The sequence below is a fragment of the Paraclostridium dentum genome (genome assembly GCF_048568265.1).
Taxonomy (GTDB): domain Bacteria; phylum Bacillota; class Clostridia; order Peptostreptococcales; family Peptostreptococcaceae; genus Paraclostridium; species Paraclostridium dentum.
Map to the genome: position 1 here is coordinate 84,880 of NZ_CP183813.1, position 23,587 is coordinate 108,466.

A 23,587-nucleotide genomic window follows, 5' to 3' on the forward strand; every position below is an offset into this window, starting at 1 on the left:
TATAAGAGAAGAAAACTCTTTAAAAAATAACACTTTTAATAACTGGTCAAGTTATTAAGGGCGCAGGGCGGATGCCTTGGCACTAAGAGCCGATGAAGGACGCGATAAGCTGCGATAAGCTTCGGGGAGTTGCACGTAAACTTTGATCCGAAGATTTCCGAATGAGGAAACTCACTTAGAGTAATGTCTAAGTATCATTAAGTGAATACATAGCTTAGTGAGGGGAACTCGGGGAACTGAAACATCTAAGTACCCGGAGGAAAAGAAAGAAATTCGATTCCGTAAGTAGCGGCGAGCGAACGCGGAATAGCCCAAACCAGTGAAGTTTTCTTCACTGGGGTTGCGGACATATCACAAACAAGAGGTCATCGTAAACGAAGAGAGTTGGAAAGCTCCGCTATAAAGTGTAATAGCCACGTAGTTGAAACGATAATTCTTTAGATATGATCCAGAGTACCACGGGACACGTGAAACCCTGTGGGAAGCAGGAGGGACCATCCTCCAAGGCTAAATACTACTTAGTGACCGATAGCGCATAGTACCGTGAGGGAAAGGTGAAAAGAACCCCGGGAGGGGAGTGAAATAGAACCTGAAACCCTGCGCTTACAAGCTGTGGAAGCACTTTATATGTGTGACCGCGTACTTTTTGTAGAACGGGCCAACGAGTTACGATAGTAAGCTAGGTTAAGTACTTAAGGTATGGAGCCGTAGTGAAAGCGAGTCTTAAATGGGCGTTAAGTTTGCTGTCGTAGACCCGAAACCGAGCGACCTATCCATGAGCAGGATGAAGCGAAAGTAAAATTTCGTGGAGGTCCGAACCCACGAGCGTTGAAAAGCTCGGGGATGACTTGTGGATAGCGGTGAAATTCCAATCGAGCTCGGAGATAGCTGGTTCTCCCCGAAATAGCTTTAGGGCTAGCCTCAAGGTTGAGAAATACGGAGGTAGAGCACTGAATATCCTAGGGGGCATTGCGCTTACCGAAGATTATCAAACTCCGAATGCCGTTATTTTATACTTGGGAGTCAGACTGTGGGTAATAAGATTCATAGTCGAGAGGGCAACAGCCCAGATCGTCAGCTAAGGTCCCTAAATGTAAGTTAAGTGGTAAAGGATGTGGGATTGCATAGACAACCAGGATGTTGGCTTAGAAGCAGCCACTCATTTAAAGAGTGCGTAATAGCTCACTGGTCGAGTGATCCTGCGCCGAAGATTACCGGGGCTAAAACTTACTACCGAAGCTACGATATCATTTATGATAGGTAGGGGAGCTTCCTATGCAGGCTGAAGCATGACCGTAAGGACGTGTGGACAGTATAGGAGTGAGAATGTTGGCATGAGTAGCGAGACGTGGGTGAGAATCCCACGGGCCGTAAACCCAAGGTTTCCAGGGGAAGGTTCGTCCGCCCTGGGTTAGTCGGGACCTAAGCCGAGGCCGAAAGGCGTAGGTGATGGACAACAGGTTGAGATTCCTGTACCACCGATAATCGTTTGAGAGATGGAATGACACAGTAGGATAAGCTAACCACACTGTTGGTTATGTGTGGCTAAGTACTGAGGCAGTCAAGGCAGGCAAATCCGCCATGATAATGCTGGGGTACGATGGGGAGCGAAATTAAGTAGCGAAGTAGCTGATTTCACACTGTCGAGAAAAGTTTCTATCGAGATTAAAGGTGCCCGTACCGCAAACCGACACAGGTGGGTGAGGAGAGTATCCTAAGGCCAGCGAGAGAACTGTTGTTAAGGAACTCGGCAAAATGACCCCGTAACTTAGGGAGAAGGGGTGCCACGTTAGGGTTAACGCCCGAGGTGGCCGCAGAGAATAGGCCCAAGCGACTGTTTACCAAAAACACAGGTTTCTGCTAAGTCGTAAGACGATGTATAGGAGCTGACGCCTGCCCGGTGCTGGAAGGTTAAGGGGATCTGTTAGGATTTATCCGAAGCAGTGAACTTAAGCCCCAGTAAACGGCGGCCGTAACTATAACGGTCCTAAGGTAGCGAAATTCCTTGTCGGGTAAGTTCCGACCCGCACGAAAGGCGTAACGATTTGGGCACTGTCTCAACAACAGACTCGGTGAAATTGTAATCCCGGTGAAGATGCCGGGTACCTGCGACAGGACGGAAAGACCCCATGGAGCTTTACTGTAGCTTGACATTGAATTTTGGTGCTACATGTACAGGATAGGTGGGAGGCTATGAAATCGGGACGCCAGTCTCGGTGGAGCCATCCTTGGGATACCACCCTTGTAGTACTGAGATTCTAACCAGATACCTTGAATCAGGTATTGGGACACTGTCAGGTGGGCAGTTTGACTGGGGCGGTCGCCTCCCAAAGAGTAACGGAGGCGCTCAAAGGTTCTCTCAGCACGGTCGGAAATCGTGCGTAGAGTGTAAAGGCAGAAGAGAGCTTGATTGCAAGACATACAGGTCGAGCAAGGACGAAAGTCGGACTTAGTGATCCGGTGGTTCCGCATGGAAGGGCCATCGCTCAACGGATAAAAGCTACCCTGGGGATAACAGGCTTATCTCCCCCAAGAGTCCACATCGACGGGGAGGTTTGGCACCTCGATGTCGGCTCATCACATCCTGGGGCTGTAGTAGGTCCCAAGGGTTGGGCTGTTCGCCCATTAAAGTGGTACGCGAGCTGGGTTCAGAACGTCGTGAGACAGTTCGGTCCCTATCCGTCGCAGGCGTAGGAAATTTGAGGAGACCTGTCCTTAGTACGAGAGGACCGGGATGGACGTACCTCTGGTGTACCAGTTGTTCTGCCAAGGGCATGGCTGGGTAGCTATGTACGGAATGGATAAGCGCTGAAAGCATCTAAGCGCGAAGCCAACTTCAAGATAAGATTTCCCACCGTAAGGGTAAGATCCCAGGAAGACTACCTGGTTGATAGGTCGGAGGTGTAAGTGCAGCAATGTATGTAGCTTACCGATACTAATAGATCGAGGACTTGACCAAGATTATTTAATCTTACAAATGTTATTCAGTTTTTAGAGTATTAACTCTAAATAAAGATTATGCGGTTATTACAGCAAAGAGGATACACCTGTTCCCATTCCGAACACAGAAGTTAAGCTCTTTAGCGCCGATGGTACTTGGTGGGAAGCTGCCTGGGAGAGTAGGACGTAGCCGCGTAATCTTTTTTATTTTACGTGGATTTAAGTGGTGGTTGATATTTAGTTTGCGCTTGGGTCATAAAGCTGAGAAAATGCTTTGAATGACCGCTGCGCTACAAACTAAGTATCAACCACTTTTTGTTATGCAAAATTAAAGAAGAATTACGCTTGTACGGTATGATATAAAGAGATGAGAAAAGATGATCTTAATGACCACTTAGCTGAAAACTAAACCTTAACAACTTTTTTCATGTGTAAAATAAAGAAGAATTACGCTTGTACGGTATGATTTAAAGGAATAAGAAAGGATGCTTTGAATTAACTCGCATTGCAAACTAAACCTTAGCCGCTTTTTTGATGTGTAAAATAAAGAAGAATTACGCTTATACGGTATGAGTTAAAGGATAAGCAAAGATGATTTGGATGACTGCTGAGTTACAAATTAAATATAAATTTGTTATGCGAAATATAAATAAAGGGTTATGTATTTATAAGATATTATTTTGAATGATTATTATGTTGTAAATTAAGTATTGATAGTTTTGATAATTAAATGATAAATAAGAGGTGTTATATAATATATAAGGATATTAGAAATTAAATAGTAATATAATTTTGTAAATTTTAACTAATTTATTATCTAAGTATTTAATAAATTAGTTAAAATATGATATAAAAAGTAATAAATTTAAAAAATATTTTTATATATGTATAAAATTAGTGGAAATGTGGATAATAAAGTATGAATGACTATATAAGTTATGTACAAGTTGTATATAATGTTAATAACTTTAAATGTAATTGTGGATATACTTAATTAAATAAAGCATTATGAAAAAAATGTAAAAAAAATTAAGAAAAAGTATTTACAAATAAAACTTAGGGTGGTATAGTATTACTTGTCCTTAAGAAAAGGGCAAAACAAGTTAAGAACTTTGAAAATTAAACAGTAGGTTAATTATAAAAATTCTTTTTTAAAGAATTAAACACAAACAACCAAGCCAGATATTCAGATAATGATTAGCTGAGCGATGGACAACTTTTTAAATTATATTTGAGAGTTTGATCCTGGCTCAGGATGAACGCTGGCGGCGTGCCTAACACATGCAAGTCGAGCGATCTCTTCGGAGAGAGCGGCGGACGGGTGAGTAACGCGTGGGTAACCTGCCCTGTACACACGGATAACATACCGAAAGGTATACTAATACGGGATAACATATGAAAGTCGCATGGCTTTCATATCAAAGCTCCGGCGGTACAGGATGGACCCGCGTCTGATTAGCTAGTTGGTAAGGTAATGGCTTACCAAGGCAACGATCAGTAGCCGACCTGAGAGGGTGATCGGCCACACTGGAACTGAGACACGGTCCAGACTCCTACGGGAGGCAGCAGTGGGGAATATTGCACAATGGGCGAAAGCCTGATGCAGCAACGCCGCGTGAGCGATGAAGGCCTTCGGGTCGTAAAGCTCTGTCCTCAAGGAAGATAATGACGGTACTTGAGGAGGAAGCCCCGGCTAACTACGTGCCAGCAGCCGCGGTAATACGTAGGGGGCTAGCGTTATCCGGAATTACTGGGCGTAAAGGGTGCGTAGGTGGTTTTTTAAGTCAGAAGTGAAAGGCTACGGCTCAACCGTAGTAAGCTTTTGAAACTAGAGAACTTGAGTGCAGGAGAGGAGAGTAGAATTCCTAGTGTAGCGGTGAAATGCGTAGATATTAGGAGGAATACCAGTAGCGAAGGCGGCTCTCTGGACTGTAACTGACACTGAGGCACGAAAGCGTGGGGAGCAAACAGGATTAGATACCCTGGTAGTCCACGCCGTAAACGATGAGTACTAGGTGTCGGGGGTTACCCCCCTCGGTGCCGCAGCTAACGCATTAAGTACTCCGCCTGGGAAGTACGCTCGCAAGAGTGAAACTCAAAGGAATTGACGGGGACCCGCACAAGTAGCGGAGCATGTGGTTTAATTCGAAGCAACGCGAAGAACCTTACCTAAGCTTGACATCCCACTGACCTCTCCCTAATCGGAGATTTCCCTTCGGGGACAGTGGTGACAGGTGGTGCATGGTTGTCGTCAGCTCGTGTCGTGAGATGTTGGGTTAAGTCCCGCAACGAGCGCAACCCTTGCCTTTAGTTGCCAGCATTAAGTTGGGCACTCTAGAGGGACTGCCGAGGATAACTCGGAGGAAGGTGGGGATGACGTCAAATCATCATGCCCCTTATGCTTAGGGCTACACACGTGCTACAATGGGTGGTACAGAGGGTTGCCAAGCCGCGAGGTGGAGCTAATCCCTTAAAGCCATTCTCAGTTCGGATTGTAGGCTGAAACTCGCCTACATGAAGCTGGAGTTACTAGTAATCGCAGATCAGAATGCTGCGGTGAATGCGTTCCCGGGTCTTGTACACACCGCCCGTCACACCATGGAAGTTGGGGGCGCCCGAAGCCGGTTAGCTAACCTTTTAGGAAGCGGCCGTCGAAGGTGAAACCAATGACTGGGGTGAAGTCGTAACAAGGTAGCCGTATCGGAAGGTGCGGCTGGATCACCTCCTTTCTAAGGAGTAATTACCTACTGTTTAATTTTGAGAGTTCTTAAATGAACTTCATATTGTGGGGGTGTAGCTCAGCTGGGAGAGCACTTGCCTTGCACGCAAGGGGTCAGGAGTTCGATCCTCCTCATCTCCACCATAGTAGTACTTAATTGTACTTTAGTACTTTGAAAACTGCATAACATTTAGTGATGATTAAATAAACCAATTATAAGAGAAGAAAACTCTTTAAAAAATAACACTTTTAAGCAATGGGACATGAGTCATATTGACGAATGGACATTGGCGAAGTCATTTAATAACTGGTCAAGTTATTAAGGGCGCAGGGCGGATGCCTTGGCACTAAGAGCCGATGAAGGACGCGATAAGCTGCGATAAGCTTCGGGGAGTTGCACGTAAACTTTGATCCGAAGATTTCCGAATGAGGAAACTCACTTAGAGTAATGTCTAAGTATCATTAAGTGAATACATAGCTTAGTGAGGGGAACCCGGGGAACTGAAACATCTAAGTACCCGGAGGAAAAGAAAGAAATTCGATTCCGTAAGTAGCGGCGAGCGAACGCGGAACAGCCCAAACCAGTGAAGTTTTCTTCGCTGGGGTTGCGGACATATCACAAACAAGAGGTCATCGTAAACGAAGAGAGTTGGAAAGCTCCGCTATAAAGTGTAATAGCCACGTAGTTGAAACGATAATTCTTTAGATATGATCCAGAGTACCACGGGACACGTGAAACCCTGTGGGAAGCAGGAGGGACCATCCTCCAAGGCTAAATACTACTTAGTGACCGATAGCGCATAGTACCGTGAGGGAAAGGTGAAAAGAACCCCGGGAGGGGAGTGAAATAGAACCTGAAACCCTGCGCTTACAAGCTGTGGAAGCACTTTATATGTGTGACCGCGTACTTTTTGTAGAACGGGCCAACGAGTTACGATAGTAAGCTAGGTTAAGTACTTAAGGTATGGAGCCGTAGTGAAAGCGAGTCTTAAATGGGCGTTAAGTTTGCTGTCGTAGACCCGAAACCGAGCGACCTATCCATGAGCAGGATGAAGCGAAAGTAAAATTTCGTGGAGGTCCGAACCCACGAGCGTTGAAAAGCTCGGGGATGACTTGTGGATAGCGGTGAAATTCCAATCGAGCTCGGAGATAGCTGGTTCTCCCCGAAATAGCTTTAGGGCTAGCCTCAAGGTTGAGAAATACGGAGGTAGAGCACTGAATATCCTAGGGGGCATTGCGCTTACCGAAGATTATCAAACTCCGAATGCCGTTATTTTATACTTGGGAGTCAGACTGTGGGTAATAAGATTCATAGTCGAGAGGGCAACAGCCCAGATCGTCAGCTAAGGTCCCTAAATGTAAGTTAAGTGGTAAAGGATGTGGGATTGCATAGACAACCAGGATGTTGGCTTAGAAGCAGCCACTCATTTAAAGAGTGCGTAATAGCTCACTGGTCGAGTGATCCTGCGCCGAAGATTACCGGGGCTAAAACTTACTACCGAAGCTACGATATCATTTATGATAGGTAGGGGAGCTTCCTATGCAGGCTGAAGCATGACCGTAAGGACGTGTGGACAGTATAGGAGTGAGAATGTTGGCATGAGTAGCGAGACGTGGGTGAGAATCCCACGGGCCGTAAACCCAAGGTTTCCAGGGGAAGGTTCGTCCGCCCTGGGTTAGTCGGGACCTAAGCCGAGGCCGAAAGGCGTAGGTGATGGACAACAGGTTGAGATTCCTGTACCACCGATAATCGTTTGAGAGATGGAATGACACAGTAGGATAAGCTAACCACACTGTTGGTTATGTGTGGCTAAGTACTGAGGCAGTCAAGGCAGGCAAATCCGCCATGATAATGCTGGGGTACGATGGGGAGCGAAATTAAGTAGCGAAGTAGCTGATTTCACACTGTCGAGAAAAGTTTCTATCGAGATTAAAGGTGCCCGTACCGCAAACCGACACAGGTGGGTGAGGAGAGTATCCTAAGGCCAGCGAGAGAACTGTTGTTAAGGAACTCGGCAAAATGACCCCGTAACTTAGGGAGAAGGGGTGCCACGTTAGGGTTAACGCCCGAGGTGGCCGCAGAGAATAGGCCCAAGCGACTGTTTACCAAAAACACAGGTTTCTGCTAAGTCGTAAGACGATGTATAGGAGCTGACGCCTGCCCGGTGCTGGAAGGTTAAGGGGATCTGTTAGGATTTATCCGAAGCAGTGAACTTAAGCCCCAGTAAACGGCGGCCGTAACTATAACGGTCCTAAGGTAGCGAAATTCCTTGTCGGGTAAGTTCCGACCCGCACGAAAGGCGTAACGATTTGGGCACTGTCTCAACAACAGACTCGGTGAAATTGTAATCCCGGTGAAGATGCCGGGTACCTGCGACAGGACGGAAAGACCCCATGGAGCTTTACTGTAGCTTGACATTGAATTTTGGTGCTACATGTACAGGATAGGTGGGAGGCTATGAAATCGGGACGCCAGTCTCGGTGGAGCCATCCTTGGGATACCACCCTTGTAGTACTGAGATTCTAACCAGATACCTTGAATCAGGTATTGGGACACTGTCAGGTGGGCAGTTTGACTGGGGCGGTCGCCTCCCAAAGAGTAACGGAGGCGCTCAAAGGTTCTCTCAGCACGGTCGGAAATCGTGCGTAGAGTGTAAAGGCAGAAGAGAGCTTGATTGCAAGACATACAGGTCGAGCAAGGACGAAAGTCGGACTTAGTGATCCGGTGGTTCCGCATGGAAGGGCCATCGCTCAACGGATAAAAGCTACCCTGGGGATAACAGGCTTATCTCCCCCAAGAGTCCACATCGACGGGGAGGTTTGGCACCTCGATGTCGGCTCATCACATCCTGGGGCTGTAGTAGGTCCCAAGGGTTGGGCTGTTCGCCCATTAAAGTGGTACGCGAGCTGGGTTCAGAACGTCGTGAGACAGTTCGGTCCCTATCCGTCGCAGGCGTAGGAAATTTGAGGAGACCTGTCCTTAGTACGAGAGGACCGGGATGGACGTACCTCTGGTGTACCAGTTGTTCTGCCAAGGGCATGGCTGGGTAGCTATGTACGGAATGGATAAGCGCTGAAAGCATCTAAGCGCGAAGCCAACTTCAAGATAAGATTTCCCACCGTAAGGGTAAGATCCCAGGAAGACTACCTGGTTGATAGGTCGGAGGTGTAAGTGCAGCAATGTATGCAGCTTACCGATACTAATAGATCGAGGACTTGACCAAGATTATTTAATCTTACAAATGTTATTCAGTTTTTAGAGTACTAACTCTAAATAAAGATTATGCGGTTATTACAGCAAAGAGGATACACCTGTTCCCATTCCGAACACAGAAGTTAAGCTCTTTAGCGCCGATGGTACTTGGTGGGAAGCTGCCTGGGAGAGTAGGACGTAGCCGCGTAATCTTTTTTATTTTACGTGGATTTGTGTAGTGGTTGATATTTAGTTTGTGCTTGGGTCATAAATCTGAGAAGATGCTTTAAATGACCACTTCGCTGCAAACTAAATATCAACCACTTTTTGTTGTAGAAAATAAAGAAGAATTACGCTTAAATAAAAATAAATAAAAAATTTTAAAATAATGTATATAAATCTTAGAATGGGACATTATATAAGTATAAATAAATACTCAATCTCCCCCATTTAAGAGGTCTCTATCCCCCATAGAGGCCTCATTTTTTTATGAGTATTTGTAAAATAAATTTAACAAAAAACATGTTGTATATTGCTATTTTTACGTATAGTATAATTAGTATATAAGAAAAGTCTTATACATTAACTAACATATGCCAGGGGGGTATTTATATGGAGTTTTACGATACACATAGACTTGTTAAAAGTGAAGATTTAAATCACCATGGGACATTATTTGCAGGAAGGATGACAGAGTGGTTTGTTGAGAGTTGTTTTATAACAGTAGCAAATGAATATGGACATCCTGAAAATTTAGTTTGTTTAAAAGTACATGAAGTTAAATTTGCAAAACCTATAAAAAAAGGTGATATTATAAAAATAAAATCAGCAATAGTATATGCTGGAAAAACTAGTTTAACAGTTTATGGGAAAGTTATTAGAAATGAAAGTATTATTGTTGAAGGATTTTTAACTTTTGTATGTGTAGATGAAAATGGAGTTAAGATGCCTCATAATATAGTACTAGAGGAACCAACAAACGAGGAAGATATAAAGATTTTAGAACAAGTTAAAAATTTAAGAAAATAATTTACATAAATAAAAAGAGGTATCTTTATATAAAGATACCTCTTTTTTACGTTTAAGGAAATTTTAGTTAATTAAAATTCATTTATAAGCTATAAAATTATCTATAAAATAGTATATATTTTTATTTAAAAAGATTTTTTAACAATGGAGGAAGTTGTTTAGATAATGGGTGAATGAATTTGGAGACTATATATTTAAAACTTGAAATGTAGGAGTATTAAACAATTCCTATAATCACTATCTCAAATGAAGTAAATTTTTAAATAAAAATATTTAAAATACTTTAAATAAGAGAATATTAATATAGAGTGAAAAAAATTAAAAACCTATGTTATAATTAAGATATTATGATGTGAACTAATGTTCGGTTAGGAGTGGATATTGTGGAATTTAAAATTCAATCGGAATATAAGCCTACGGGTGACCAACCTGAAGCTATAGATAAAATTACAGATGCTTTAAATAGAAATGAAAAGTTCAATACATTACTTGGAGTTACTGGATCAGGAAAGACTTTTACCATGGCTAATATAATAAAAAACGTAAATAAGCCTACTTTAATAATAGCTCATAATAAAACTTTAGCAGCACAACTTTATAGTGAGTTTAAGGAATTTTTCCCAGAGAATGCGGTTGAGTATTTTGTAAGTTACTATGATTATTATCAACCTGAGGCTTATGTAGCACATAGTGATACGTATATAGAAAAAGATGCAAGTATAAATGATGAGATAGATAAATTACGACACTCAGCAACTGCTGCAGTTTTAGAAAGAAGAGATTGTATAATAATTTCTTCTGTATCATGTATATATGGATTAGGGGATCCAGAAGATTATAAAAAACTTATGGTTTCTTTAAGACCAGGTATGGAGAAAGATAGAGATGAAATTATAAAAAAATTAATAGAGATACAATATGAAAGAAATGATGTTAATTTCACACGTGGAACTTTTAGAGTTAGAGGTGATATTCTAGAGATATTCCCAGCTAATACAGATGAAAGAGCTATTAGAATAGAATTTTTTGGAGATGAAATAGATAGAATAACAGAAATAGACTATTTAACAGGAAAACTTGTAGGACTTAGAAATCATGTAGTTATATTCCCGGCATCTCACTATGTTACAACACCAGAAAGAATAGATAAAGCAATAATTGATATTCAAAAAGAATTAAAAGATAGAATAGATTATTTTAAAGAAAATGATAAATTGGTTGAAGCACAAAGAATAGACCAACGAACTAGATATGATATAGAAATGTTAAAAGAGATAGGGTTCTGCCAGGGGATAGAAAATTATTCTAGACATATAACAGGAAGAGAACCGGGAGAAAAACCATATACATTAATGGATTTCTTCCCAGATGATTTTTTAATCATAGTTGATGAATCTCACGTAACAGTTCCACAAGTAAGAGGTATGTATGCAGGCGATAGATCAAGAAAATCGTCTCTTATAGATAATGGTTTTAGATTACCTTCAGCTTATGATAATAGACCTTTAAACTTTAATGAATTTGAGGAGAATATAAATCAAATACTATTTGTAACTGCAACTCCAGGACCTTATGAAATAGAACATTCAACTACAATAGCAGAACAAATAATAAGACCTACTGGACTTTTAGATCCAATAATTGAAGTAAGACCTATAAATAATCAAATTGATAATTTAGTTGGAGAAATAAACTCTATTACAGAAAAAGGAGAAAGAGTTCTTATAACTACTTTAACTAAAAAGATGAGTGAGGATTTGACTAATTATCTTAAAGATATAGGGATTAAAGTTAAGTATTTACATTCAGATATAGATACATTAGAAAGAATAGAAATAATAAGGGATTTAAGATTAGGTAAATTTGACGTATTAGTGGGTATAAACTTATTAAGAGAAGGTTTAGATATACCAGAAGTTTCGCTAGTTGCAATACTTGATGCTGATAAAGAAGGTTTCTTAAGATCAGAAACTTCTCTTATACAAACTATAGGTAGAGCAGCTAGAAATTCAAATGGAAAAGTTATAATGTATGCAGATAAGATAACTAGATCTATGCAAAGTGCTATAGAAGAGACAAAGAGAAGAAGAGAAATACAGATGCATTATAATGAGGTTAATAATATAATTCCTACAACAATTCAAAAAGGAATAAGAAAAGGAATAGAAGCAACAGTTGTTGCAGATGAAGAAGTGGTTTATGGAGATATAAATGAAAATAATGAAGACAGTATAAGAGAATCAATAGAAAATCTTAAAGTAGAAATGATGGAAGCTGCACAAAATCTTCAATTTGAGAGAGCAGCACAATTAAGAGATAAGATAAAAGAATTAGAAGATAAATTAAATTAATTACTTATAAAGCTGAGTATGAAAGGAAAAAGTATATGAATGATAAAATTATAATAAAAGGAGCTAAAGAGCATAATTTAAAAAATGTAGATTTAACTTTGCCTAGAGATAAATTTATTGTTTTTACTGGTCTTTCAGGATCGGGAAAATCATCTTTAGCTTTTGACACTATATATGCAGAAGGACAAAGAAGATACGTAGAGAGTCTATCTGCATATGCTAGACAATTCTTAGGGCAAATGGAAAAACCTAATGTAGAGTATATTGAAGGGTTATCACCAGCTATATCAATAGATCAGAAAACAACATCAAAAAATCCTCGCTCTACAGTAGGTACAGTAACAGAAATATATGATTATTTAAGATTATTATTTGCAAGAGTCGGCGAAGTATATTGTCCAACATGTGGGAAAAAGATAAGTCAAATGACAGTACAAGAAATAGTAGATAAGATGATGGATTTCCCAGAAAGAACTAAGTTACAAATATTATCACCTGTAGTTAGAGGTCAAAAGGGAACGCATAAGAAAGTTATTGAAAACATAAAAAAAGAGGGATTTGTAAGATTAAGAGTAGATGGAACTAATTATGAAGTTACAGATGAAATAGATTTAAATAAAAACCAAAAACATAATATAGAGGTAGTAGTTGATAGAATTGTGATGAAAGATGGTATAGAAAATAGATTAGCTGATTCTATAGAAACTGCTGTAAAGCTATCTGAAGGTTTAGTTATAGCTCAAATAATAGATGGAGAAGAAATTCTTTATTCAACTAAATTTGCATGTCCAGAACATGGTATAGGAATAGAGGAATTATCTCCTAGAATGTTCTCTTTCAACAGTCCTTTTGGAGCTTGTGACACATGTAATGGATTAGGTGAGAGTAAAGAGGTTGATCCAGATCTAGTAGTTCCAAATAAAGAACTTTCTATAAAACAAGGGGCTATAGCTGCTTGGGGTTCAGTTGGAACTAATGATGATACTTACTATAGTAAAATGGTAAAGAGTTTAGCTGAAAAATTTAATGTGGATTTAGCTACTCCATTTAAAGATTTACCTGAAGAATTTGTTCAAGAGCTACTTTACGGACATGATAATGTTATGGTTAAATTTGTATATGAATCAAAGTATGGAGGAAATAGATTATACAAAGCTCCATTTGAAGGTGTAATAGTAAACTTAGAGAGAAGATATAGAGAAACAAACTCAGAACATTCTAGAGAAAAAATAGAAGAGTTTATGGGGGAAAGACCTTGTCCTAAGTGTAAAGGAAATAGATTAAGAAAAGAAGTTTTATCTGTATTAGTAGATAATAAAAATATAATGGAAGTAACTGATTACTCAGTTAATGAGCTTATAGAATATATTGGAAATATAAACCTAACAGATAAGCAAAAGTTCATAGCTCATGAGATTTTAAAGGAAATAAAAGCTAGAGCATCATTCTTAAGAGATGTTGGACTAGATTATTTAAACTTATCTAGAAAAGCTGGTACATTATCAGGAGGAGAAGCTCAACGTATTAGATTAGCGACACAAATTGGTTCAGCGCTTGTAGGAGTGTTATATGTTTTAGATGAGCCTAGTATAGGATTACATCAAAGAGATAATGACAGATTAATAAAAACTTTAAGACATTTAACTGATATAGGAAATACTCTTATAGTTGTAGAGCATGATGAAGATACAATGAGGGAAGCTGATTATATAGTAGATATAGGTCCTGGAGCAGGAGTTCATGGTGGAGAAATAGTAGCAGAAGGAAATCTTGATGAAATACTTAGAAATCCTAACTCATTAACAGGACAATATTTAAGTGGTAAAAAGATTATACCAATACCTGAAATTACAAGAGAAGGAAATGGTAATTTCATAGAGGTAGTTAAAGCATCAGAAAATAATTTAAAAAATATAAATGCTAAAATTCCATTAGGAAAGTTTACTTGTATTACAGGTGTATCTGGATCAGGAAAAAGTACATTAATTAATGATATTTTATATAAAGGGATAGCTACAAAAGTTAACAGATTAAGAGACAAGCCAGGTAAACATAAAGAGATAAAAGGAATAGAAAATATAGATAAAATAATAAATATAGATCAAAGTCCAATAGGAAGAACTCCGCGTTCAAATCCTGCAACTTATACAGGGGTATTTGATTTAATAAGAGATTTATTTGCATCAACTAATGAAGCTAAAGCTAGAGGATATCAAAAAGGAAGATTTAGTTTTAATGTTAAAGGTGGAAGATGTGAAGCTTGCAAAGGTGATGGGATAATAAAAATAGAAATGCATTTCTTACCGGATGTTTATGTTCCTTGTGAAATATGTAAGGGAGAAAGATACAATAGAGAAACTCTTCAAGTTAAATATAAAGATAAAACAATATCCGATGTTTTAGATATGAATGTTGAAGAAGCTTCAGCTTTCTTTGAGAACATACCAACAATAAAAAGAAAACTAGATACTCTTATGGATGTTGGGCTTTCATATATAAAATTAGGACAACCATCGACTCAATTATCAGGAGGAGAAGCTCAACGTATTAAACTAGCAACAGAGTTAAGTAAAAGAGCTACAGGAAAAACTTTATATATATTAGATGAGCCAACTACAGGACTTCATATGGCTGATGTAGATAAACTAATAGCTGTACTACAAAGATTAGCAGATACTGGAAATACTATAGTTGTTATAGAACATAATTTAGATGTTATAAAAACATGTGATTATATAATAGATCTTGGTCCAGAAGGTGGGGATAAAGGTGGAAAAATAATTGCAACAGGAACACCAGAAGAAGTTTCTAAAAAACCAGGTTCATATACAGGACTATTTTTAAAAAAATACTTTAAGAAATAAAATAAAGGAGATGTCTTAAATTTAAGTCATCTCCTTTTAAAATTCCATTAATTAGTAGCTTCTCTTTCGGCTAATTCCTTTTCATATTTCTCCATTTCAGGATCAGAACCGAAAATAAAATGCCCTGGTCTTATTTCAACCCACTTAGGATTATGTTCAGAATAATCATGAACACTAGTATCGTATTTTATACGAACTCTATGTCTTTCATGCTCTGGATCTGGAAGTGGGATAGCTGATAACAATGATTTTGTATAAGGATGTAGAGGGTTAGCATAAAGTTCTTCAGAAGTAGTTAATTCAACTAATCTTCCGTGATGCATAACTCCAATACGATCACTTATATATTTAACCATTGAAAGGTCATGAGCTATAAATAAATAAGTTAATCCTTTTTCTTTTTGTAACTTTCTAAGCAAGTTAACAACTTGAGCCTGGATAGAAACATCAAGAGCAGATATAGGTTCGTCAGCTATTATAAACTTAGGTTGTATAGCTAGTGAGCGAGCTATACCTATACGCTGTCTTTGCCCTCCAGAGAACTCATGAGGATATCTTCCTGCATGTTGTTCATTTAATCCAACAGTTCTTAATAATTCGTAAACAGTCTTAGTTCTTTCCTCTTTTGTTTTACATAATCCATGTATATCAAGACCTTCAGCTATTATATCCATAACGGTCATACGAGGATTAAGACAAGCCATAGGATCTTGGAATATCATTTGCATATTTTTATTTACAAATGATTTAATATTTTTATCTAATTTTTTACTTGATATATTTTTACCATCAAATACTATTTCACCAGCAGTAGGGTCATATAATCTTATTATAGCTCTACCAGTAGTAGATTTACCAGAACCAGACTCTCCAACAAGACCAAAAGTTTCACCTTCATAAATATGAAAACTTATATCATCAACAGCTTTTACAACTGTACTTTTATCTATTGGAAAGTATTGCTTAAGATTTTTAACTTCTAATAGTTTTTTCTTAGTCATTTGAAGACACCTTCTTTCTTCCTATACTTGCAGGTCTTTCTATTTTAGGAGCTAAAGGGTGTAATAACCATGTAGCAGCACTATGAGTTTCACTTATTTTAAACATAGGAGGCTCTGCAACAAAATCTATTTTAAGAGCATTTGTATTACGTAAGGCAAAAGCATCACCCTCAGGCGGATTCATTAAATCTGGAGGTGTACCTGGTATATTATATAAATCATTTTCACCAACATCTAAACTAGGCATAGAAGCTAGTAGCCCCCAAGTATATGGATGTTGAGGATTATAGAATACATCATCAGAAGTACCGACCTCTATTATTTTACCAGCGTACATAACAGCAACTCTATCTGCCATATTTGCAACAACACCAAGGTCATGAGTTATAAATATAACAGCAACTCCAGTTTTCTTTTGAATATCTTTTATAAGCTCTAGTATTTGAGCTTGTATAGTAACATCAAGAGCTGTAGTAGGCTCATCCGCTATAAGGATTTTAGGATTACAAGCAAGAGCAATGGCTATAACTATACGTTGACGCATACCACCTGAGAATTGATGCGGATATTGTTTCGCTCTCTTTTCAGGGAAAGGTATACCAACAAGGTCTATAAGTTCAATAGCTTTTTTCATTGCTTCATCTTTAGATAATCCTTGATGTTTTATTATACCTTCTGCTATTTGTTTACCAATAGTAGTAGTAGGGTTTAATGAAGTCATAGGGTCTTGGAATATCATTGCTATATCTTTACCCCTTATAGCTTCCATTTCTTTTTCTGGTAACTTTGCTAAATTTTTTCCGTTAAATAAAATTTCGCCCTCTTTTATAACAGCATTTGAAGACATTATTCTCATAATAGTTTTACAGGCAACAGATTTACCAGAACCTGATTCTCCAACTATCGCGAGAGTTTCTCCTTTATGTAGATCAAAAGTAACATTTCTTACGGCTTGAACTTCACCACCAAAAGTTTTGAAGTGAACCTTTAAATTCTTAACTTGTAACAATTTTTCTTTTTCCACAAAACTCATCCCCTTTCTAACTATTGATTACGCATTTTAGGGTCAACAGCATCCCTTAATCCATCAGCAAGTAAGTTTAAACTAAATATTAATAAACATATTACCATTGAAGGTATGAACATCATATATGGATTTGTTTGTAACTGTTTAAATCCATCGTTTATCAATACTCCTAATGATGCATATGGAGGTTGCAGTCCTAATCCTATAAAACTTAAGAATGCTTCATAGAATATAGCAGAAGGTAATGAGAACATCATCATAACAACTACAGGACCTATTATATTAGGGAATAAGTGTTTCACAATTATCTTCTTATCAGATGAACCTAATGTTCTAGAAGCTAAAACGAACTCTTGATTCTTAATTCTAAGAACGTGAGAACGAACTATTCTAGACATTCCGGTCCATCCGGAAATAGCCATTGCAAGGGACATTGATAAAACACCTGGTTCAAATACTAAGATAAATAATGTAAGTATAACTAAACTAGGTATACCAGTAAGTATTTCAATAAAACGTTGCATATACATATCCACTTTTCCACCGTAATAAGCAGAAACACCACCATAAGTAACACCGATTAATAAATCATAAATAGCAGCTAGTATAGCTATAAAAAGAGATACTCTAGCTCCAGTCCAAGTACGAGTCCATAAGTCACGTCCTAAGTCATCTGTACCAAACCAGTGATTAACTCCATCTTCTACACCTTTTTGTTTGTATGAATCAACTCTTTCTTGAGTTCCATCAAATTTTTTCTCTATTTTAGTACCGTCCATGATTCCTAAAGAAGAAACAACAGGCATTCTTGGAGGTAATTTAGCATGACGTAAATTTTGTTGATCATAAGCATATTCATTAAACATTGGGCCAAATACAGTAAGGAAACATATTATAGATAATATGATTAAACCTGTAAGAGCACCTTTATTTCTAAACAGCCTTTTTCTAGCATCTTGCCAAAATGTTAAACTTGGTCTAGTTATAGCTTCATGCTGAGTCATATCAGCAGGACTGACTTCAAATAAGTCAGCAGTAAGTTGAACTTCTTTACCATCAATAATAACTTTATCTATCATTAAGCTTTCCCCCCTGCAACACGAATTCTAGGATCGATTATTCCATAAAGGATGTCAACTAATAAAATAACTCCTATATAAAGTGCACTATAGAATATAGAAACACCTGATATACAGAATAGGTCATTAGTAGTTATAGATGATACTAATAAATCTCCTAATCCAGGAACAGCGAAAACTTTTTCAACAACTAGAGAACCAGTAAGTAGACCAACAGTTAAAGGTCCAAGCATAGTTACAACTGGTATTAAAGCATTTCTTAAAGCATGTTTTACTATTACAGCGGCTTTAGTTAAACCTTTAGATTTTGCAGTTACTATATAGTCTGCATTTAAAACTTCAACAAGTTCAGTTCTAGTAAAACGAGCTATACTTGCTATAGAGAAAAATGCTAATGCTATAGATGGTAAAACAGTCCAAGCATATCTAAAATCTGAGCCTATAGGCATACCCCAAGTAACTGGGAAAATTTGATGTCGTGTAGTTAAATACAATTGCAATAGTGCGGCTAAAACGAATGATGGAACAGAAACTCCTAAAACAGAAATTACAGTTGCAAAGTAATCCCAGAAAGTATTCTTTTTAAGTGCAGCTACTATACCTAAAGTTAAACCAACCACACTTCCTATTAATAGCGCTTGAGCACCTAACATAGCAGAAGGTTTTAAACGAGTACTTATTAAATCCTCAACCTTTTTATTGTCATACTTGAAAGATCTTCCTAAATCACCTGTAAAAACTCCTGTCATATATCTTACATATTGAACTGGGACAGGTGCATCCAAACCATACTGCTTGTTAATCATTTCGACTTGTTGTGCATTCAACTTCTCATCGTTAAATGGGCTTCCAGGTAATAATCTTACCAAGAAAAATGTAACAGAAATAACGATTAGTAGTGTCATAAGCATAAGAGTAAGACGTTTTAAAATATAGCGACCCATCGCTACACCCCCTTGAATAAAATAGTATTAATTTAAAAATAAATTCTGATATGTATTAATGTCAGAATTTTGAAACTATTCAAAATGTAGTTTTATTAAGTTTATGATGCATTATGTAAACTTATGAATAAATTGTAAAACTTATTATTAACGTGCTTAAAGATATGATTAAACCTGATGATAAAAGTGAATTTGTGTTAGTAAAATGGTATCTTCTTTTTATATAATCATCTATATCTATATTTCCTTCAGACAACAAGCCTCTACTTTTTTGAATTTGATTACAAACTTTATTATATGCATAAATTGTTAAATTAAAAAAACCTTGTTCTGTAACATAAAAGAAAATTCCTAGTGTTAAATAAAATAGTCCTATCATGAAAGATGAATTTATAAAAGAAAATCCTTCAAAACCATTAAACAAACAATATGAAAAACTTATAACTAAATTTAATACAATTAACATATTAAATTTCTTCAAAATATTAATCCTCCCATCTGATTTTAAATTTATAACGGTACTGAAATTAGTTTTATTATAATATTAGTACGGTTTTGCAAAAAAAACAATAATTTATATAAAAAATTTATAATATTTAAAAAATTTAATTAAAGGGTTTTTTGGAATAAAGTCTAACTTTTATTAATATAAATTAATATGAGCATAATAAAATGCCATATGCATGACGAAAAATAAATATGTCTAAAAAATAAATATTCAAAAAATAATGACATTTTAAAAAAATTATCCTATAATGTAAATTAATAAATCAATATGGTTGAAATAACCAATAAGGGGGATGTGTTATGGTTTTAAAGAAAAAAATGGCTGTAATGTGTGCAACATCGGCAATTGCTGTTATGGCATTAGTTGGATGTAGTAGCACAGGAGGGAATACATCTAGTGGAGGTAGCAGCACAGGAAAAGGAGACGGCAAGGCTTTAGAAGTACTTGCGAATAAAAATGCTAGAGCCGCGATTGCTATGTCCGTTGATAGACAAGCAATGTGCGATACTATATTAAACAATGGTACAATACCAGCATCATATTATGTAGCTGAAAAGTTAGCATATAATGAAGCTGGAAAAGATTATAGAGAAGTAGCTGGGAAAATGGGATATGAACATAATAAAGAAGAAGCTACTAAATTATGGGAAAAAGCAAAAGAAGAAGTTGGTTTTGATACAGTAAAATTAGAATTATTATCATTTGATTCTGAAAGTAGTAAAAGAACAGCTGAATTTATGCAATCAGAACTTCAAAGTGCTCTTCCAGGATTAACAGTTGAAATAAAGTCACAACCATTTAAACAAAAGCTTGATTTAGAAAGTAAAGGAGATTTTGATTTATCTTATGCTTCTTGGAATCCAGATTACGCAGATCCATTAACATTCTTAGAAACTATGCAACCAGGAATACAATATGCTAAAAATACAAGTTATAAAAATGATGAATATAATAAGCTTATAGAAGAAGCTAAAAATGCAGAAAAGCAAGAAGATAGTTGGGCTAAATATGCAGAAGCTGAAAAAATGATGTTAGATGATGCATATCTAGTTCCATTGGTACAACAAGGATCTTCATATTTACAAAAACCGTATGTAAGTGGAAGACTTACTCCATCATTTGGGGTTCCAGCAATATATAACTGGGTACAATTAGGAGAAGGTAAAAAAGAACTTAATATAACAAATACTTCAGATATACCTACATTAGATATAAGTAAAGCTGAAGACACAGTTTCATCAGAAGTACTTATGAACACTATGGAAGGTCTAGTTAAGTTAGATAAAGACGGGAAGATAGCGCCAGGAGTTGCTGAGAAGTGGGAAAAATCAGAAGATGGTAAATCATGGACTTTCCATTTAAGAAAAGATGCTAAATGGTCAAATGGAGATACAGTAACAGCTAAAGATTTCGAATACTCATGGAAAAGAACTTTAGATCCAGCAACAGCATCAACTTATGGATTCATTATGTATGATATAGTAGGTGCAAAAGATTATAACTTAGGAAAAACTGATAACGCAGATGGAGTAGGAATAAAAGCAGTAGACGATTATACATTAAAAGTTGATTTAGCAAGACCAGTGCATTACTTTGATAGTTTAATGTTCTTTAAATCATTCTTACCACAAAATGAAAAAGTTGTAAAAGAGTTTGGAAGTGAGTACGGAACTGCAGTTGATAAAGTTGTTTATAATGGTCCATTTACATTAAGCAATTGGAAGTTAGAAGATATGTACACAATGAGTAAAAACCCTAATTACTGGGATGCAAGTTCAGTCAAGATAGATAAAGTAAATACTAAGATAGTTAAAGATGCAAATGCAGCTCTTAACTTATATGAAACAGGATCTATAGATTTAGTAGGATTAAGTTCTGAAAATGTTGATAAATACAAAGATTCTCCAGAATTTAAAACAACATTAAAAGCATCAGTAAACTTCTTCCAAATAAATGGAGGTAAAGGTGATAGTAAGTAATAGTTAAATTTAAAATAGCAGGAATGTATCAAAAGTTATATATTCCTGCTATTTTATTATAAAAATATAAATTTAGGAATTAAGGACAAATTTAGGCACATATAATATAAAAACATATATATGCATTATCACAAAAGTACTTAAAAATTAACTTATTTGGGGAGGTAATTCAATGGTTTTTAAAAAGAAAATGGCATTAATGAGTGCTACTGCAGCAATAACTGTAATGAGTATGGTTGGATGTAGTAACAGTGGTGGTTCCTCATCAGGAAGTGGAGAAGCAGGGGATCCATATGAAGTGCTTGCTAACAAAAATGCAAGAGCAGCTATATCTATGGCTATAGATAAAGAAACTCTATGTGACACAATAATAAATAATGGATGTACAGCAGCTGATTATATAGTTGCAGAAAAATTAGCATTTAATGAAGAGGGTAAAGATTATAGAGAAGTAGCTGGAGAAATGGGTTATAAATACAACAAAGAAGAAGCTACTAAACTATGGGAAAAAGCTAAAGAAGAGGTTGGATTTGATACTGTAACATTAGAATTATTATCATTTGACGCAGAAAGCGCTAAAAAAGAAGTTGAATTTATGCAAGCAGAACTTCAAAATGCATTACCAGGATTAAAAGTAGAAATAAAAGTACAGCCATTTAAACAAAAACTTGCATTAGAAGAAAAGGGAGATTTCCAACTTACTCATTCAGGATGGTCACCAGATTACCCAGACCCACTAACATTCTTAGAGACTATGCAAAGTGGATTACAATACGCTAAAAATACAGGATATAATAATCCAGAATACGATAAGCTTATAGAAGAAGGTAAAACAGCTGGAAGTCAAAAAGAAAGTTGGGAAAAATATGCAAAAGCTGAAAAAATGATGTTAGAAGATGGATTCTTATCTCCTCTTTACCAAAAAGGTGTATCTTACCTTCAAAAACCATATGTAAGTGGAAGACTTACTCCAACTTTTGGAGTTGATGCAATATATAATTGGGTAGAACTAGGAGAAGGTAAAAAGGAACTTAACTTATCACTTACATCAGATATACCTACACTAGATATAAGTAAAGCTACAGATACAGTTTCATCAGAAGTATTGATGAACACTATGGAAGGATTAGTTAAACAAGATAAAGACGGTAAGTTAGCTCCAGGTATGGCTGAAAAATGGGAAAAATCAGAAGATGGTAAATCATGGACTTTCCATTTAAGAAAAGATGCTAAATGGTCAAATGGAGACCCAGTAACAGCTAAAGACTTTGAATATTCATGGAAGAGAACTTTAGATCCAGCAACAGCATCAACTTACGGATTCATTATGTATGATATAGTAGGAGCTAAAGATTTCAACTTAGGAAAAACAGATAATGCAGATGGTGTAGGAATAAAAGCAGTAGATGATTATACATTAAAAGTAGATTTAGTAAGACCAGTTCACTACTTCGATAGTTTAATGTTCTTCAAATCATTCTTACCACAAAATGAAAAAGCTGTAAAAGAATTCGGAAGTGAGTACGGAACTGCAGCAGATAAGATATACTATAATGGACCATTTACATTAAGTAATTGGAAAATAGAAGATGTATTTACAATGAGTAAAAATCCAGATTATTGGGATGCAAGTTCAGTTAAGATAGATAAAGTAAATACTAAGATAGTTAAAGATGCAAATGCAGCTCTTAATTTATATGAAACAGGATCTATAGATATAGTAGGATTAACTTCTGAAAATGTTGATAAATACAAAGATTCTCCAGAGTTTAAAACAAGAGAATCTGCAGGAACATATTTCTTACAAGTTAATGGAGGAAAAGCAAAGAAATAAAAAAATTGAATATAAAATAATTTAAATTAGAAGGATAAATATAAGGTGAACTTTAAGCTGCAAAGGCTTTTAAAGTTATTAAAACTTGTATTTATCCTTCTTTAATTATTTTAATACTT

General features: G+C 36.7%; 10 protein-coding genes, 1 tRNA gene and 5 rRNA genes. 11 read left to right on the forward strand and 5 right to left on the reverse strand.

Going from position 1 to position 23,587, the window contains the following annotated elements:
• Positions 1-44 precede the first annotated feature (44 nt).
• The 9 genes from ACN6I1_RS00435 (at position 45) to uvrA (ending at position 15,096) form a co-directional block, all read left to right on the forward strand.
• Positions 45-2,959, forward strand: a 23S ribosomal RNA gene (locus ACN6I1_RS00435).
• A 60-nt stretch (positions 2,960-3,019) separates the two neighbouring features.
• A 5S ribosomal RNA gene (gene rrf, locus ACN6I1_RS00440) occupies positions 3,020-3,136 on the forward strand.
• Positions 3,137-4,167: 1,031 nt separating this feature from the next.
• Positions 4,168-5,669, forward strand: a 16S ribosomal RNA gene (locus ACN6I1_RS00445).
• A 58-nt stretch (positions 5,670-5,727) separates the two neighbouring features.
• Positions 5,728-5,803: transfer RNA gene (locus ACN6I1_RS00450), tRNA-Ala, on the forward strand.
• A 165-nt stretch (positions 5,804-5,968) separates the two neighbouring features.
• A 23S ribosomal RNA gene (locus ACN6I1_RS00455) occupies positions 5,969-8,883 on the forward strand.
• Positions 8,884-8,943: 60 nt separating this feature from the next.
• Positions 8,944-9,060 (forward strand): 5S ribosomal RNA (rrf, locus tag ACN6I1_RS00460).
• Together the 16S, 23S and 5S rRNA genes with 1 tRNA gene alongside form the textbook arrangement of a ribosomal RNA operon.
• Positions 9,061-9,464: 404 nt before the next feature.
• Positions 9,465-9,881 carry an acyl-CoA thioesterase gene (locus ACN6I1_RS00465; RefSeq protein WP_419742363.1) on the forward strand — a complete coding sequence of 139 codons (417 nt, stop codon included), beginning with the start codon at positions 9,465-9,467 and terminating at the stop codon, positions 9,879-9,881.
• A gap of 383 nt (positions 9,882-10,264) precedes the next feature.
• Complete coding sequence (gene uvrB, locus ACN6I1_RS00470; protein WP_419742364.1) at positions 10,265-12,232, forward strand: excinuclease ABC subunit UvrB; 1,968 nt, start codon at positions 10,265-10,267, stop codon at positions 12,230-12,232.
• Positions 12,233-12,267: 35 nt separating this feature from the next.
• A complete protein-coding gene (uvrA, locus tag ACN6I1_RS00475; protein WP_419742365.1) occupies positions 12,268-15,096 on the forward strand; it encodes an excinuclease ABC subunit UvrA in 2,829 nt (942 codons plus the stop codon).
• A 47-nt stretch (positions 15,097-15,143) separates the two neighbouring features.
• On the opposite strand, the gene ACN6I1_RS00480 is transcribed toward uvrA, so the two are convergent.
• The 5 genes from ACN6I1_RS00480 to ACN6I1_RS00500 form a co-directional block, all read right to left on the reverse strand.
• The gene (locus ACN6I1_RS00480; protein ID WP_419742366.1) at positions 15,144-16,097 is read right to left on the reverse strand and encodes an ABC transporter ATP-binding protein; all 954 of its coding nucleotides are present in this window, start codon (positions 16,095-16,097) and stop codon (positions 15,144-15,146) included.
• Positions 16,090-17,130, reverse strand: coding sequence for an ABC transporter ATP-binding protein (locus tag ACN6I1_RS00485; protein ID WP_419742367.1), 1,041 nt, complete (start codon positions 17,128-17,130; stop codon positions 16,090-16,092). Before ACN6I1_RS00485 ends, ACN6I1_RS00480 begins: the two co-directional genes overlap by 8 nt.
• An 11-nt stretch (positions 17,131-17,141) precedes the next feature.
• Complete coding sequence (gene opp3C / locus ACN6I1_RS00490; protein WP_419742368.1) at positions 17,142-18,203, reverse strand: oligopeptide ABC transporter permease; 1,062 nt, start codon at positions 18,201-18,203, stop codon at positions 17,142-17,144.
• Positions 18,203-19,147 carry an ABC transporter permease gene (locus ACN6I1_RS00495; RefSeq protein ID WP_419742369.1) on the reverse strand — a complete coding sequence of 315 codons (945 nt, stop codon included), beginning with the start codon at positions 19,145-19,147 and terminating at the stop codon, positions 18,203-18,205. Before ACN6I1_RS00495 ends, opp3C begins: the two co-directional genes overlap by 1 nt.
• A 121-nt stretch (positions 19,148-19,268) precedes the next feature.
• Positions 19,269-19,628: a DUF3899 domain-containing protein gene (locus tag ACN6I1_RS00500; protein WP_419742370.1), complete on the reverse strand. Its 360-nt coding sequence runs from the start codon at positions 19,626-19,628 to the stop codon at positions 19,269-19,271.
• 326 nt (positions 19,629-19,954) lie between these two features.
• On the opposite strand from ACN6I1_RS00500, the gene ACN6I1_RS00505 reads away from it, so the two are divergent.
• Together ACN6I1_RS00505 and ACN6I1_RS00510 are read left to right on the forward strand one after the other, a co-directional pair.
• Positions 19,955-21,634, forward strand: a complete 1,680-nt coding sequence (locus ACN6I1_RS00505; RefSeq protein WP_419742371.1) for an ABC transporter substrate-binding protein — start codon at positions 19,955-19,957, stop codon at positions 21,632-21,634.
• A 172-nt stretch (positions 21,635-21,806) separates the two neighbouring features.
• Positions 21,807-23,468 (forward strand): ABC transporter substrate-binding protein, encoded by a 1,662-nt coding sequence (locus ACN6I1_RS00510; RefSeq protein WP_419742372.1) that lies wholly within the window; start codon positions 21,807-21,809, stop codon positions 23,466-23,468.
• Positions 23,469-23,587: the final 119 nt, after the last annotated feature.